15 protein-coding genes are annotated in these 13512 nt (G+C 36.5%); 7 read left to right on the forward strand and 8 right to left on the reverse strand.

The genetic code is table 11. The annotated features are described in order from the left end of the window. Positions 1-4: 4 nt before the first annotated feature. Entirely contained in the window at positions 5-535 is a 531-nt protein-coding gene (locus tag ACFVQC_RS00725) for a phosphatase PAP2 family protein (protein ID WP_377897200.1), read from the reverse strand. Positions 536-832: 297 nt separating this feature from the next. Further along, a complete protein-coding gene (locus ACFVQC_RS00730) occupies positions 833-1345 on the reverse strand; it encodes a gamma carbonic anhydrase (RefSeq protein WP_377897201.1) in 513 nt (170 codons plus the stop codon). A gap of 74 nt (positions 1346-1419) precedes the next feature. On the opposite strand from ACFVQC_RS00730, the gene ACFVQC_RS00735 reads away from it, so the two are divergent. Together ACFVQC_RS00735 and ACFVQC_RS00740 are read left to right on the forward strand one after the other, a co-directional pair. After that, positions 1420-2223 carry an alpha/beta hydrolase gene (locus ACFVQC_RS00735; RefSeq protein WP_377897202.1) on the forward strand — a complete coding sequence of 268 codons (804 nt, stop codon included), beginning with the start codon at positions 1420-1422 and terminating at the stop codon, positions 2221-2223. Between the two features lie 40 nt (positions 2224-2263). Next, on the forward strand, positions 2264-3328 hold the full coding sequence (locus tag ACFVQC_RS00740) for a tetraprenyl-beta-curcumene synthase family protein (protein WP_377890788.1): 1065 nt from the start codon (positions 2264-2266) through the stop codon (positions 3326-3328). A gap of 34 nt (positions 3329-3362) precedes the next feature. Here ACFVQC_RS00740 and ACFVQC_RS00745 read toward each other — a convergent pair whose 3' ends face one another. The 6 genes from ACFVQC_RS00745 to mnmL form a co-directional block, all read right to left on the reverse strand. Beyond that, the gene (locus ACFVQC_RS00745; RefSeq protein ID WP_377897203.1) at positions 3363-4664 is read right to left on the reverse strand and encodes a PepSY-associated TM helix domain-containing protein; all 1302 of its coding nucleotides are present in this window, start codon (positions 4662-4664) and stop codon (positions 3363-3365) included. A gap of 163 nt (positions 4665-4827) precedes the next feature. After that, positions 4828-5493 carry an aspartate/glutamate racemase family protein gene (locus tag ACFVQC_RS00750; RefSeq protein WP_377897204.1) on the reverse strand — a complete coding sequence of 222 codons (666 nt, stop codon included), beginning with the start codon at positions 5491-5493 and terminating at the stop codon, positions 4828-4830. A gap of 24 nt (positions 5494-5517) precedes the next feature. Further along, a complete protein-coding gene (locus ACFVQC_RS00755; RefSeq protein ID WP_377897205.1) occupies positions 5518-6198 on the reverse strand; it encodes an ABC transporter permease in 681 nt (226 codons plus the stop codon). Between the two features lie 18 nt (positions 6199-6216). Then, complete coding sequence (locus ACFVQC_RS00760; protein WP_377897206.1) at positions 6217-7050, reverse strand: ABC transporter ATP-binding protein; 834 nt, start codon at positions 7048-7050, stop codon at positions 6217-6219. A gap of 135 nt (positions 7051-7185) precedes the next feature. After that, on the reverse strand, positions 7186-7758 hold the full coding sequence (gene mnmM / locus ACFVQC_RS00765) for a tRNA 5-(aminomethyl)-2-thiouridylate-methyltransferase MnmM (protein WP_377890798.1): 573 nt from the start codon (positions 7756-7758) through the stop codon (positions 7186-7188). Next, the gene (gene mnmL / locus ACFVQC_RS00770; RefSeq protein ID WP_078184672.1) at positions 7755-8714 is read right to left on the reverse strand and encodes a tRNA modification radical SAM protein MnmL/YtqA; all 960 of its coding nucleotides are present in this window, start codon (positions 8712-8714) and stop codon (positions 7755-7757) included. The genes mnmM and mnmL overlap by 4 nt, the downstream gene beginning before the upstream one ends. A 266-nt stretch (positions 8715-8980) precedes the next feature. On the opposite strand from mnmL, the gene ACFVQC_RS00775 reads away from it, so the two are divergent. From ACFVQC_RS00775 to ACFVQC_RS00795, 5 genes are all read left to right on the forward strand, one after another. After that, on the forward strand, positions 8981-9244 hold the full coding sequence (locus ACFVQC_RS00775) for a YtzC family protein (RefSeq protein ID WP_377890801.1): 264 nt from the start codon (positions 8981-8983) through the stop codon (positions 9242-9244). A gap of 15 nt (positions 9245-9259) precedes the next feature. Continuing rightward, positions 9260-9409, forward strand: coding sequence for a hypothetical protein (locus tag ACFVQC_RS00780; RefSeq protein WP_001129344.1), 150 nt, complete (start codon positions 9260-9262; stop codon positions 9407-9409). Positions 9410-9603: 194 nt separating this feature from the next. Continuing rightward, entirely contained in the window at positions 9604-10626 is a 1023-nt protein-coding gene (locus tag ACFVQC_RS00785; protein WP_377897208.1) for a DUF418 domain-containing protein, read from the forward strand. 231 nt (positions 10627-10857) lie between these two features. Then, positions 10858-11619, forward strand: a complete 762-nt coding sequence (locus ACFVQC_RS00790; protein ID WP_002067633.1) for an ABC transporter ATP-binding protein — start codon at positions 10858-10860, stop codon at positions 11617-11619. A 16-nt stretch (positions 11620-11635) separates the two neighbouring features. Beyond that, positions 11636-13495, forward strand: coding sequence for an FtsX-like permease family protein (locus ACFVQC_RS00795; protein ID WP_377890805.1), 1860 nt, complete (start codon positions 11636-11638; stop codon positions 13493-13495). Positions 13496-13512: the final 17 nt, after the last annotated feature.

Consider the following 13512-nt stretch of genomic DNA (forward strand, 5'->3'; position numbering starts at 1 on the left):
TCCTTTACATGAGTGGAATGAGTTGATAAAAAGAGATGATGCCAGAGCAAGTGCCAAGGCACATGCCTACAAATACATCTGACGGATAATGAAGCCCTAAATAAATACGGGAAATACCGACGCATAGCGCTAGTGGTAATAGAAAAGCAAGCAAGCTTGGATTATAGCAAATAAATGGAATGAGGACAGAGAAAACAGCCGTTGTATGTCCGGATGGAAAAGAATGATCTTTTAATGGATGAATTGGATATTTCGCATCTTGAATTGTCAAATATGGACGTTTTCGTGGATACCACCTTTTTAAGATTTGTACAGGAATATGGCTAATTGTTAAAGAAATAGCAGTTGCAATTGCAGCTTGATGCAAATTCCCTGTTGCGAAAATTAAAAAGAATAGGGTAAGTGCAATGGAAAAACTTGCACCACCGATATGGGTAATATTGCTGAAAAAGATGTTTAATGTTTTTTGATCAAAGTAGCGATTAATTCCTTTGAAAATGTAACATTCTATTTTATATAGTCCACTGACCTTCATGAGATTTTTCCTCCCTCATTTACATATATATGGAGTTATTAACTTCTATTTTAATAAGATTTTATTGAGGGAATAATAATGTTTTGTAAAGAAAAAGTTAGATTTTTTCATAAAGTGAAACTATAATCAGTGGGGGTTTTGTTCATCCCCCACTGATTATTAGTTGAACCAATCGGGCGTTTACGGGCAGTTGACCTCCCACCTAACTTCTTTGCTCCATCCGAATTTTGAGGTGGGAGTTTTACTGCCCGTTAATGCGGGGTAAAAAAAGCTGCCAGTCTTATGGCAGCGATAAAATCATTTTTGTAACGATTTATAATATTGTCCTTTTTCAACGTATTGTGTGCGGATACGTTCCATATCTTTACGGTCTTCTTCTGTTAATTCACGAATGACCTTAGCAGGACGACCGAAAGCTAACGTATTAGGAGGGATTTTCTTTCCTTGTGAAACGAGACTACCAGCACCGATGAAAGCTCCTTCACCAATTTCAGCGCCATCTAATATAATAGATCCCATTCCAATTAAAGCATCTTTTTCAATTTTGCAGCTATGTAAAATAACTTGATGCCCAACGGTAACATCATCTTTTAAAATAAGAGGATACTGGGGGCTTTGGTGAAGTGTACATTGATCTTGTACATTTACTCTATTTCCAATTATCGTTGGTGATACATCACCGCGGATGACTGTATTAAACCAAATGCTAGATTCTTCGCCAATTGTCACATCGCCTGTAATGGTAACATAGTCAGCGATAAAAGCACTACTCGCAATTTTCGGATTTTTTTCTTTGTAAGGATATATCATGTAAAGCCTTCCTTTCCTAGAGACTAGTTTTAGTGTATCAAATTATGAAAAAGAGTGAAATGGGGGAGTTTCGTATGTGGAACTATGAAGCGGAGGAAGCGAAAGCCGTCATTATTATCGTGCATGGTGCTATGGAATATCATGGGCGTTATGAGGCAGTTGCAGAAATGTGGAATCATATCGGTTATCACGTCGTTATGGGGGATCTTCCAGCACACGGAACGACTTCAAGAAATAGAGGACATATCGATTCATTTGATGAATACATAGAGGAAATAAAGTTATGGGTGAAAGAAGCAAGAAAATATAGATTGCCTATTTTTTTATTTGGTCATAGTATGGGAGGACTTGTCGTTATTCGTATGATGCAAGAAACGAAAAGAGAGGACATAGATGGGATTGTATTAAGCTCGCCTTGTTTAGGAGTATTGGCTGCACCTTCTGCTCCGCTTCGTGCTGCTTCAAAAATATTAAATGTCGTTGCTCCCAAATTGCAATTTACAACAAATCTCACTGTAGAAATGTCAACTCGTAACCATGAAGTGAGGGATGCGATGGAGAATGATTCATTGTTCTTGCGCAAAGTATCAGTACGTTGGTATAGTGAATTAATTAAGTCTATCGAGATTGCTCATGAGAAAATAGTTGATTTTCCAGATGTTCCACTCTTGCTAATGCAGGCGTGTGAGGATAAACTTGTAGATAAAATACGTGTCCGCATGTGGTTTGATAATGTTAAAATTAGTGATAAGGCATATAAAGAATGGCCTAATTGTTATCATGAGTTATTAAATGAGTATGAGCGTGATGAAATTTTGAATTATATTCAGTCATTTACTGAAATTCATATCAATAATATAGTAAAAACAAACAAATAAATCATTATTTGTACATTTAACAGAGGAGATGAAGGAAGAAGTGAACGTACCGAGTAATCCCATAACGCTCATGGCGAAAGTATACCGTGATGTGTTTCCGGTTGTACACCATGAGCTAGCGATGTGGAAAGAGCGTGCCTACCATATTCCGAATGACGAGCTTCATAGTCAAGCGATCGCAAGTATTGAGAATAAAACGTTTCATTGCGAGGGCGGTGGCATTTTAGCGCTGCTAGCAAATGAACATCGAGAGGAATGTATTCGTTTTATCGTAGCATATCAAACGATTAGCGACTATTTGGATAATTTATGTGACCGTAGTACATCACTTGATCCGAAAGACTTTGCGGCTCTTCATGAGTCGATGGTAATGGCATTAAGTCCTGAAGTGGAAGGTGGCGGTAATTATTATCGTTACCGTGATGATCAAGATGATGGTGGTTATTTAGACGAACTTGTTGAAACATGCCAAGATGTTTTAAAGAAAACGAAGCACTATGACAAAATTGCTCCTGTTCTTCATGAGCTTGCTTGTTATTATTGTGATTTGCAAATTCATAAACACGTGAAATTAGAAGAAAGAGAACCACGCCTGAAAACATGGTTTGAAGCTCATAAAGAAAACTTACCACCGATGAGTTGGTTTGAGTTTTCAGCATGTGCAGGTTCTACGCTTGGAATTTTCTGTCTTGTAGCATATGCATTTCATGATGAATTACATGATGAAGATATTGCGAAAATTAGACAAGGATACTTTCCTTACGTTCAAGGACTTCACATCTTACTTGATTATTTCATCGATCAAGAAGAAGATCGTATAGGCGGGGATTTGAATTTCTGTAGTTATTATGAAAACGAGCAAGCCATATTAGATCGTATGAAACATTTTGTAGAAGAAGCAGAGAAGAGCATTGGTGATTTGCCTCATGCGAAGTTTCATCGTCTCATAAGCCGAGGATTACTTGGTATTTACTTATCAGATCAAAAAGTATCAGCGCAAAAGAATATGCACAAAATGGCACGGCGCATTGTAAAATACGGAGGGCTCACTTCACGATTCTTCTACTGGAACGGGAAGATGTACCGAAAGAAAATGGCGCAGTGATGAAGAAAACCACTCAAATAGAGTGGTTTTTTTATTATGATCGTATTTTGGAAAATACGTATATGAGAAGTTCAATTGCGAAAATAACTAAAACAGATAGTCCGAATAAAGGCATGACAGCGCCCAGTATAACCATCATGATAATGAAAACGAATGTGCTTTTCTTATCTCTTTGTTTAGGAGGTGCAGCTAATTTGCCTTTCGGTTTTCTTGCTAACCACATTTTTACTCCGTAATAGATGAGAAGTAATAAAGATAACGTCGTTAGTAAGCATAATATTTTATTAGGCCATCCGAATAAATGTCCTTCATGAAGCGGGATACCGTAAGTGAACCATTGTGCAAATAATCCATAATCACGATAGTCCGTTTTTGAAATTAGTTCTCCGTTATATTGATCAAAGTAAGCTGTTATTTCTTCATTTGGTGCCACGTGCATACCCGTAATACCAGAACCGCTCGATTTCGAAACAGTGAATACACCTTTTGGATCAGTCGGTAGTGAGATAACGTATGGCTTTTTTATTTCAATGCCTTTTTGTAATTCATCAACTGAAATTGCTTTTGGCTCATTTGAATTAGATTCAGGAGGAGCTTCTTTTCTTGTTGCCCATGGCAATTCTTTTACTTTTGATTCAGGTGGTACCATATACAATTTTGGATATCCGAGCGATTCATTTGACGCTGCAATTTTATAAATTTGGTTGCCCATAAATCCTGACCATGGCAACCCAGATGCGACTAGCAGAACGAGAGGAATTGTAAATATAATGCCGATAATAGAATGACGTCGTTTTGCTTTTTCTCGCTTATTGGATGACGGTGTGTTTTTAAATTGGCGTATACTCATATACAACCCAGTCACAATTAAAAAGATTGTCCAGCACGCCGCGAGTTCTACAATATAGTTGACGACAGTACCACCAACTAAAAGGGAACTATGTAATTCCCGCATTATATTCGCAAACGTTTCACTTGCATTTTGATCCCCAACAATTTGATTATTGCTATCTAAATACACATATTTTTGCTTTCCTGTATATTCATTTGCGATTGTAAGCCTCGTATTATAATCCCCATTAAACTCACTAATTTTCGCCACACTATAATGTGGATATTTTTTCTCTGTTAAGAAAAGCGAATCAGACATCGAAATAGATTCAGTTTGGGAGCTCTTCCCAAAATATAGATCTTTATAGATGAAATCTTCAACTTCTTCCCGAAATAAATACCCAATACCGCTAAGTGATAAAGTAATAAGAAGTGGTGTAATAAAAAGCCCAGCGTAAAAATGCCACCTCCAAAAAATGTAATGAAGCGAACGATTTTGTTTCATACTTCAGTTCCCCTAACCTTCCCTATATGAATAACTACTTATTTAATATAGCGAGATTAAGTGTGATTAATTTGAAAGAATTGTGAAGAAAGTTAAAAGTTTTGGGGATTTTTATCAAACATAAAACACATTTCAAAAGGGATGTTTTCTATGCTTATGAAGATCACTTTGTATTTGATAAGTACATTTTAACAACTGCCTGAGCAAGACATTGGGCGGAATCGACAAAGTCCTCACTCGCCACGACATTCAAATCAGTACATGCGATAATAGCGGTATCTACTTCATCTTTCAACTGTAAAACAAGTACACTCCATAATTTACGAGCTTCTTCAACTTCTCCAGATTTAATACAAGTAATAATTTGATTGATCATTTCTTGCCATTTTTCATTATGAATGTACTCTATATTGCGCTTTGCAATCCCGTCTTGGTAAATACCAGCTTGAACAGTTGCTTCTGTTGCGAGAAGAGCAACTCTTTTTGTATTTTCAGGAATTGTTTGTAACGTCTCATCGACTATATTCAAAATAGGAATGGAGATGGAACACTGTAATTCCTCGAAATAAAGATGTGCTGTATTACACGGCATAGCAATGAAGTCTACGCCAGTACTTTCAAGTTTTTGTGCTCCTTCAATAATCGCTTTTTTCATCGCCGCATGATCAATAGGACGATCCATATAAAACGGTGTTGGGCACGAATAAAGTATCATATGAGGAAAGTCCATATCATGCTTTGCTCCGTATGTTATTTGGCAGTGTGCTACAACTGTATCGACGAATGGTCCAGTTGATTTTGGCCCCATTCCTGCTAGTATTCCGATCATTGTTTCGTCTCCTTTAATATGTAATTAAAAACGTTTTTTGCGAATGAGAACAAGAAATAAAGTAAGTAATAAAAATGAATAGACGATAGCCCAAGCTGTGAGCCATAAAGTGTGAGTAAGTATATTATATTTGTATTGTCCAAGCATTAGAAAGCTTTCGACAGGTGGTAAAAACCATAGTAACTCTTTTTTGAACCGAATTGAGGCGATCGTTATAAGTAATATAAATGTAAGACTAAGCCAAGCTGTGCTTGCTTTTTGCATAATATTTCTTGTAAATAATGTTGCGATTGAAATTCCTAGTATAGAGAAAGACATGTGGGCGAGAAATCCGACTAGAAATAAAGAAGCTGTCATTTTTTCATTAAACATTTGCAGAAAAATTGGATAGATTATGGATATAAAAGATAATACAGTACAAATGAGAAGAGCCGTAATATATTTACCAACGTATAATGCCGAAATATTATTTGTATGTGAAATAGTGATTTGTTCCTGCACAGGGTCTTCAGTATGAAAAATCGTGACCGTAATCCAGGCAGATAATAAATAAAGTGCAAGTGCTGTTTCTAAATATGTCGGTACAATAGGAGCCGGCTTATATGTATATACAAAAAGTAAGCTTACAAAGTACATCACAATAGGAGGAATGTACTTATACGATTTTGTGTAATCGAGAAAATGATAACGAATAAGCGCAAACATAATAAACCTTCTTTCGATTTAAAAATTAGGTTGTAGCAGTGTGATAGATGCTTTTTTATGTAATAAAAACTGAAGTATGTCGTTTGTATAATCTTTTTCGATATGTAATTGAATGAGGTTTTGATTTGAATTGTGTGTAACATGTATAAATCCGGATTGTTGTTGTAGTTCTATTGCTGAAAATGTTTCGTGAACGATTGCCTCAATATAGACTTGTTCTGTTGATTTTTGCACAAAGGTATCTTCCGTAATTGTATGATTAGCTAGCGTCACAATTCTATCGGCGAAGTTTTCTAGTAATTGTTTTTCGTGACATGTGAAGAGTACAGATATGCCTTGTTGTTTTAGTGAGAGCAAAATATGCTCTAGTTCTTGCTGAGAGTTAGGATCGAGCCCAGAAAGGGGTTCATCTAAAATTAATAAATGGACGTCCGTAAGTAATGCTTGCATAATACCTGTTTTTTGTTTCATACCTTTTGAAAAGTTTCGTACAACGGAATGCCTTGCGTGATGTAAGTGAAAAGATTCAAGGAGCATCGGAATTTTATTTCTTAAGTATTTTGTTGATAAACCATGAATGTGGCCGAGATGATATAAATAATCCTCTAATGTAAAACGAATCCCTTCAGGAAAATGCTCAGGTACATAACCGATTTGTATATGTTCTATTCTTTGAAGTGTCCCTGCCGTAGGTGAAATAAAACCTGCAATTATTTTGAGCAAAGTGCTTTTTCCAGTTCCGTTCCCGCCAATAATAGCGAGTGCTTCTCCTTCGGGAATGGATAAATCGATGTTGTCTAGTATGAGTGATTTGCCGTACTTCTTTTGAATTCCCCTTAGTTCTACTAGCAAAGTTCTATCCTTCTTTCTTCAAATATTGTATACATCCATTATATAGGAGAATAAGAAAAAGACGTGCAATGAGTGCACGTCTTTTTTTGATATATTTTGTCGAAGAATCGATATATCGGCAAAATCGTTGATATATTATCGTTTCTCAATCGCCACAATAAATGGCGGGTTATTTTGCTGGTTAATGAAGCCGTATCGTAAAACGTGAGCTTGTTTTTGATCTAGTTCTTCTGCAAATTTGAGAACAGCGTCGCGTTCTACTTGTCCTTCTGGATGACCGTGATAAATAACAAGGACGATGATACCTTCCGGTGCCATTACGCCTAGTAATTGTTCGATAGCCGAGAGTGTTGAGTTCGGTTTTGTGACGATATGTTTGTCACCGCCAGGAAGGTAACCTAAGTTGAAGATTGCGCCTGTTACTTTTCCTGTTGCGTCTTCTGGTAGTACGGATAAGAGTGTGTCGTGACTGTCGTGAACTAAAACAGTGCGTTCGAAAAGTTCTTTTTCTTTTAGGCGGATCGTAGAGCTTTCGATTGCTTCTTTTTGAATATCAAATCCAAATACTTTTCCGTTATCCCCAACGATTTCAGCTAGGAAGCAAGTGTCATGTCCATTGCCAAGCGTTGCATCTACTGCGTAATCGCCTTCTTTTACTGCCGTTTGCAGCAGCGAGCGAGCAAACGGTAATACACGTTCTAATTTCATTTTTGTTTCTCCTCATTTGCATATTTTCCTTGCCAGCTTCCGCGGCGTACAAATTCTGCATCGATGGAATTTAATACTTCCCATTTATTTAAGCTCCACATTGGGCCAATCATTAAATCAGGTGGACCGTCACCTGTGATGCGGTGCACAATTACGTCTTCTGGAATAATTTCAAGTTGGTCAACAACGAGACTTACGTAATCTTCAAGAGAAAGGAATTCTAGTTGTCCTTTTTCATATTGCTTTACCATTGGCGTTCCTTTTAATAAATGAAGCAAATGAATTTTAATTCCTTGTACGTCAAGTTTTGCAACTTCACGAGTTGTTTCCATCATCATGTCGTAATCTTCAAGGGGCAGACCGTTAATAATATGAGAGCAAACTCTAATGCCGTGTTTGCGTAATTTATTTACGCCTTCCACATAAGATGGATAATCATGAGCACGATTAATAAGATTTGCAGTACGTTCGTGAACAGTTTGTAGTCCGAGCTCGACCCAAAGGTACGTGCGTTTATTTAAGTCCGCTAAATATTCAACGACATCGTCAGGTAAGCAATCTGGACGAGTTGCGATAGAAAGACCGACAACGTCTTTTTCTGCTAGAAGCGGTTCGAATTTTTCTTTTAACACTTCAAGTGGAGCATGTGTATTTGTGTACGCCTGGAAATAAGCGATACATTTTCCGTCTTTCCACTTTGAGCGCATTTTTTCTTTCATTTCATGATATTGCTTTATAACATCATCGCGGCGATCGCCAGCGAAGTCACCAGATCCAGCAGCACTGCAAAATGTACAGCCTCCGTAAGCAACTGTACCGTCACGGTTCGGGCAATCGAAGCCAGCATCTAATGAAACTTTAAAGATTTTTTCACCAAATTCATTTCGTAAGTGGTAATTCCATGTATGATAACGTTTATTGTCGTTTGTATATGGAAAAGGGTTTTGAACCTTCATTACTTTCCCTCCTAAGACGAGTCAAAATAAAGTGAAACTTTAATCAGTGGGGTGTTTTGTCCATTCCCACTGATTATTAGCCCTCACCAATCGGGCGTTTACGGGCAGCAGGGCTCCCACCTATCTTTTTTGTTTCATCCAAATTTTGAGGTGGGGGGTCTTACTGCCCGCAAATAGCGGGATGAAACAAAATCCATTATAACATACTCATAAGGTTCAGATGGAAGGGACACACTAAAGGGGAATTGAAGCAAGGAGGGACAATTATGGCAGAGCGTCAATCACTTGAATCGTATATTACACAAGCGGAACAAGCGGTGGAATATGCGAAAGAACAATTAGACCAAGGTATGAAACAAGAGCATTACAATACGATGGAGTATTCAGATGCGCAGTTGCAATTAGAGCAAGCATATAATGATTTACAAACGATGCAACAACATGCGAATGATGAGCAACGCGAACAGTTAAATAGAGCACGTATGGCAATTCGCCAACTGCAACATCAAATGATTATTACACCGCACTAATAAGGAGTGAATGTAATGGCGAAACGTTCAGATCAAAATAATCCAGAGCAAAAAACACAAAATGGACATAACGCTGAATTTTCAAATGAACTTGATCCGGTTGTTCAAGTGAAACAGCGTAATAGTAAAAAAGGACAACCTCAAAAATCGAAGCAATCAGAGTAAACCAGGTCGCAATATGACCTGGTTTTATTTTGCTCTGCAAACGTCCGATTAGTGCGAGATGGACTGCTTCCACACTGATTTTATATTTTACTATATGACAATAATTTAAGATTTCTGTAAGGTTTGTCGATAGTTGTAAGCTTACTTTTCCAGTAAAGTAAGAGAGGATTTAATTTAGGACAAGGAGTTGCATTATGGGGAACAATATTACAAACAAACGAATTGATGAGTTAGATTACATTCGTGGCTTCGCATTACTGGGGATTATTTTAGTAAATATTCTTGCACTACTTAATATTAAAATTCCAGATCCTAATACAGTAGATGCAAGTTATCAAAGGTTTCTATACTTATTTGTAGAAGGTCGTTTCTTCTCAATCTTTTCCTTCTTATTTGGAGTAGGATTCTATATCTTCATTACAAGAGCAATTGCGAAAGGGAAAAATGGATATGTTCTATTTTTACGTCGTTTAGTTGCACTATTTATTTTTGGTTTGATTCATCAAATGTTTCAGCCGGGGGAAGCACTAGCATTATACGCAGTTTGTGGATTAGTCACTTTGCCGTTTTATAAAGTGAAGAAGCAAATAAATTTAGTAATCGGTCTTATTCTTACAGTGACTTTTAGTATTATGGCAGCTAAGGAATTATTACCTGTAGGTTTAATTTTATTAGGTCTTGCTGCAGGACAGTACAAAGTATTTGAAAATCTTTCAGCGAAAATAAAACAAGTGGCTATTTTTACAGGCGTTATGTTTGTTTTAAGTGTGGTAGCTTTATGGTATCAATATGGGCATGTTCCTGCTAATTCATTTGTAAATATGATACTCATGAATGAGGATGGGACAATGGATGCTGCAGGCCAATTTTTAAAAATTGGTGTTACAGTTGGACCAGTAATTTCAGCTTTCTATGTCGGAGCATTAATTTTATTACTTCAATTAAAACCAGTTCAAACATTGTTAGCACCACTGAAGTACTACGGCCGTATGGCTTTAACAAATTATATCGGACAAACTGCAATGATTTTAATTGCAGGTAGTGTGTTTAACTTTGCAGGTAATTTAACATATATGCAAACGTTATATGTATGTATCGCAATTTATGCCATTCAAATTATTTTCAGTATGATTTGGATGAAAATCTTTAAAATGGGTCCATTAGAATGGATCTGGCGTGTTATTACGTATTGGACGGTAACACCTTTAAAGAAATAAGAGTAGGAAGGGGCTGTTCCAAGTGGAACAGCCTTTTACTATTGTCAGTGAATCGATATATTTTGAAAATCGCCAATAGCATTTCATTTGCTAAGGGTAATAAAAGACGGAGCTTACATGAGCGGTTTTTTTTCTTACAAAAGTGTAAGGTAATTGTAATGTTAATAAATAGCAGTTCACCTCCAAAAGGCGCAAAATAGGTAATGGAAAAACAAGTGTAGGAGGATATATATGACGAAACCAGTTGTAGACGTGAAAAACGTTCAAAAAGTGTACGGTAAAAAAGGTGAGAACCAATCACACGCGTTAAAAGGTGTTTCATTCTCAATTCAAGAGGGTGAGTTTGTTGGCATTATGGGACCTTCTGGTTCTGGTAAAACGACATTGTTAAATGTAATTTCAACGCTTGATAAGGCGACAGGTGGCGTTGTTGAAATTGCAGGAACGGATATTACGAAAATGAAGCAAGGTGAGCTTTCTGATTTCCGCTCACAAAAGTTAGGATTCATCTTCCAAGACTTCAACTTATTAGAGAACTTATCTATTTATGAGAACATTGCACTTCCACTTTCACTTCAAGGTGTCTCGTCACGTAATATTGGTCCGAAAGTAGAGAAAGTAGCGGATATGTTAGGAATTTCAGAGATACTTCAAAAGTATCCAACTGAAGTATCTGGTGGACAGAAACAGCGTTCGGCAGCAGCGCGCGCTTTAGTGCATGAGCCTGCAATTATTTTAGGGGACGAGCCAACAGGAGCTCTTGATTCTAAAAATGCAGCAAGTTTACTTGATGCGATGACAAACTTAAATGAAGAACAAGGCGTATCTATTATGATGGTTACGCATGATCCATATAGTGCAAGTTACTGTCAGCGTATTTTATTCATTCAAGATGGTGAGCTATATAAAGAAATTCATCGCGGTGGTACACGTGAAGAGTTTTATAAAGAAATTTTAGATGTGCTTGCAGACTTAGGCACACAAAAAGCGTAAGAAAGGAGACTTTGGCATGTTATTCAAACTTTCCATGTCAGGGCTAAAAAGTAAGCTGAAAGATTATATCGTCTTACTTGTCGGTCTTGTCATGTCGATTTCAATTTTTTATATGTTCCAAACGTTAGCGCTGAATAAAGCGTTTATTGAATCTAATTCAGTGATTAAGTCTATCGGATTTGTATTCCAAGCAGGTTCATTTTTATTAGCAATAATAACCTTCTTCTATATTTTATATGCGAACTCTTTCTTATTATCTCTTCGTCAAAAAGAGTTTGGTATGTATATGATGTTAGGAGCAAAAAAGCATAAAGTTACATTACTTATGTTTATTGAAACAATCGTATTAGGTGCTGCGTCTCTTGCGATTGGACTTACAGTTGGTGTAGGACTTGCAGAAGGTATCGGTCAGTTATTAATGAAACAACTCGAATTTGCGGGTGAAGGCTATAAAGCATTTTATCTGCCATCTATGACTGTTACTTGCATCTTCTTCTTTGCACTATTTGTATTATCAGCAATTATGAACAGTATTAAGTTATCGCGTATTTCTGTACTGCAACTTGTACATGCAGATGCACAAACAGAACGTGTTGCAGTAAAAGGAAAAATGACAGGTTTAGTTGCATTCCTTGCGGTTATTTTATTAGGCATTGGCTATGCATCAATGATTTATATGGACAAACTAAAAGAAATGGGAATTATAATAGCATTAATTACAACAACAGCTGGTACTTACATGCTGTTTGGATCGCTTCTTCCAGTTACTATTAAAAAGTTAAAAAGTAATAAAAAACGTAGTGAAAAAGGACTTAACGCTTTTACATTTGCACAATTAAACTTCCGTATTAATAGTTTAACGAAAGTGCTTGCGACAGTAGCTATGTTAGTTGCTCTTGGAGCTGGTGCAATTTCAGGTGGTATGGCGTTTAAAAATAACGTTATAAAAATGGTCGATGGTTTAGTAATATATGATTCAGTTGTTCATAATCCTACAGCTGAAGAGAAGAAAATTTTAGATGGTATTCCATTTAAAGAGAAAAATGAATATCGTTACAAAGTTGACGATAAATACGTTTACTATGTAAAAGAAGATTTAGAGAACAATCGTCCTTTAGTAAAAGATATGGCAAATATGGAATCGATGAAGGATTTAGTAAATACGAAAAAAGTTTCAGAGGAACTACCAGTAGGTGCAGTTTCTAGAGAAATGAATGAAAAAGATGCGAACGCTAAAGAACTTCCAGGAGAATGGGTTGATGCTTTTAGTACAATCCAGCCATATTATATATACGAAGATCATGCAATTAAAATTGTGGATCAAAAAATGTACGATGGGATAAATGGTAAAGAAAGTATAGCATTTATCGGAAAAACAGATGACTTTTTAACATACACAAAAGAATGGAAAAAACTTGACGAGTTGCAGCTAGATAAATATAAAAATGTAACGGCTGAAAGAATGAACAGTAAATATCAAGCTTACGATATGTTCTACGGTGTTGCGAGTGGAACAGTGTTTATGGGCTTCTTCCTTGGAATTGCTTTCTTAGCGATGATGGCAAGTTGCTTAATGTTTAAAATTCTTTCTGGTGCATCAAAAGATATTACGCGTTATCAAATGCTTCGTAAAATCGGTGTGCGCCGTGAATTATTAACAAAATCTATTTATAAAGAGTTATTCTTAGTATTCCTATTCCCGGCAATTGTGGGTATTGCTCACGTATTAGTTGGTATGAATATTTTCGGTTTCATTTTAGTTGATCCGTATTTCCGTATTTGGGTACCGATTGTAATTTTCGTAGTCATTTATGCAATTTACTACTTCATTACAGTTCAATTGTATAAAGGAATTGTTCTTCCAAAAGAAGATTAATAACGAAAATACCGAGC

Source organism: Bacillus sp. NPDC057893 (genome assembly GCF_042796455.1).
In the GTDB taxonomy this organism is placed as follows: Bacteria; Bacillota; Bacilli; order Bacillales; family Bacillaceae_G; genus Bacillus_A.

What these genes read in the sequence shown, in the direction of transcription:
- ACFVQC_RS00725 (WP_377897200.1), bottom strand. Translation starts at nt 535, where the DNA reads ATGAAGGTCAGTGGACTATATAAAATAGAATGTTACATTTTCAAAGGA.
- ACFVQC_RS00730 (WP_377897201.1), bottom strand. Translation starts at nt 1,345, where the DNA reads ATGATATATCCTTACAAAGAAAAAAATCCGAAAATTGCGAGTAGTGCT.
- ACFVQC_RS00735 (WP_377897202.1), top strand. Translation starts at nt 1,420, where the DNA reads ATGTGGAACTATGAAGCGGAGGAAGCGAAAGCCGTCATTATTATCGTG.
- ACFVQC_RS00745 (WP_377897203.1), bottom strand. Translation starts at nt 4,664, where the DNA reads ATGAAACAAAATCGTTCGCTTCATTACATTTTTTGGAGGTGGCATTTT.
- ACFVQC_RS00750 (WP_377897204.1), bottom strand. Translation starts at nt 5,493, where the DNA reads ATGATCGGAATACTAGCAGGAATGGGGCCAAAATCAACTGGACCATTC.
- ACFVQC_RS00755 (WP_377897205.1), bottom strand. Translation starts at nt 6,198, where the DNA reads ATGTTTGCGCTTATTCGTTATCATTTTCTCGATTACACAAAATCGTAT.
- mnmM (WP_377890798.1), bottom strand. Translation starts at nt 7,758, where the DNA reads ATGAAATTAGAACGTGTATTACCGTTTGCTCGCTCGCTGCTGCAAACG.
- mnmL (WP_078184672.1), bottom strand. Translation starts at nt 8,714, where the DNA reads ATGAAGGTTCAAAACCCTTTTCCATATACAAACGACAATAAACGTTAT.
- ACFVQC_RS00775 (WP_377890801.1), top strand. Translation starts at nt 8,981, where the DNA reads ATGGCAGAGCGTCAATCACTTGAATCGTATATTACACAAGCGGAACAA.
- ACFVQC_RS00780 (WP_001129344.1), top strand. Translation starts at nt 9,260, where the DNA reads ATGGCGAAACGTTCAGATCAAAATAATCCAGAGCAAAAAACACAAAAT.
- ACFVQC_RS00785 (WP_377897208.1), top strand. Translation starts at nt 9,604, where the DNA reads ATGGGGAACAATATTACAAACAAACGAATTGATGAGTTAGATTACATT.
- ACFVQC_RS00790 (WP_002067633.1), top strand. Translation starts at nt 10,858, where the DNA reads ATGACGAAACCAGTTGTAGACGTGAAAAACGTTCAAAAAGTGTACGGT.
- ACFVQC_RS00795 (WP_377890805.1), top strand. Translation starts at nt 11,636, where the DNA reads ATGTTATTCAAACTTTCCATGTCAGGGCTAAAAAGTAAGCTGAAAGAT.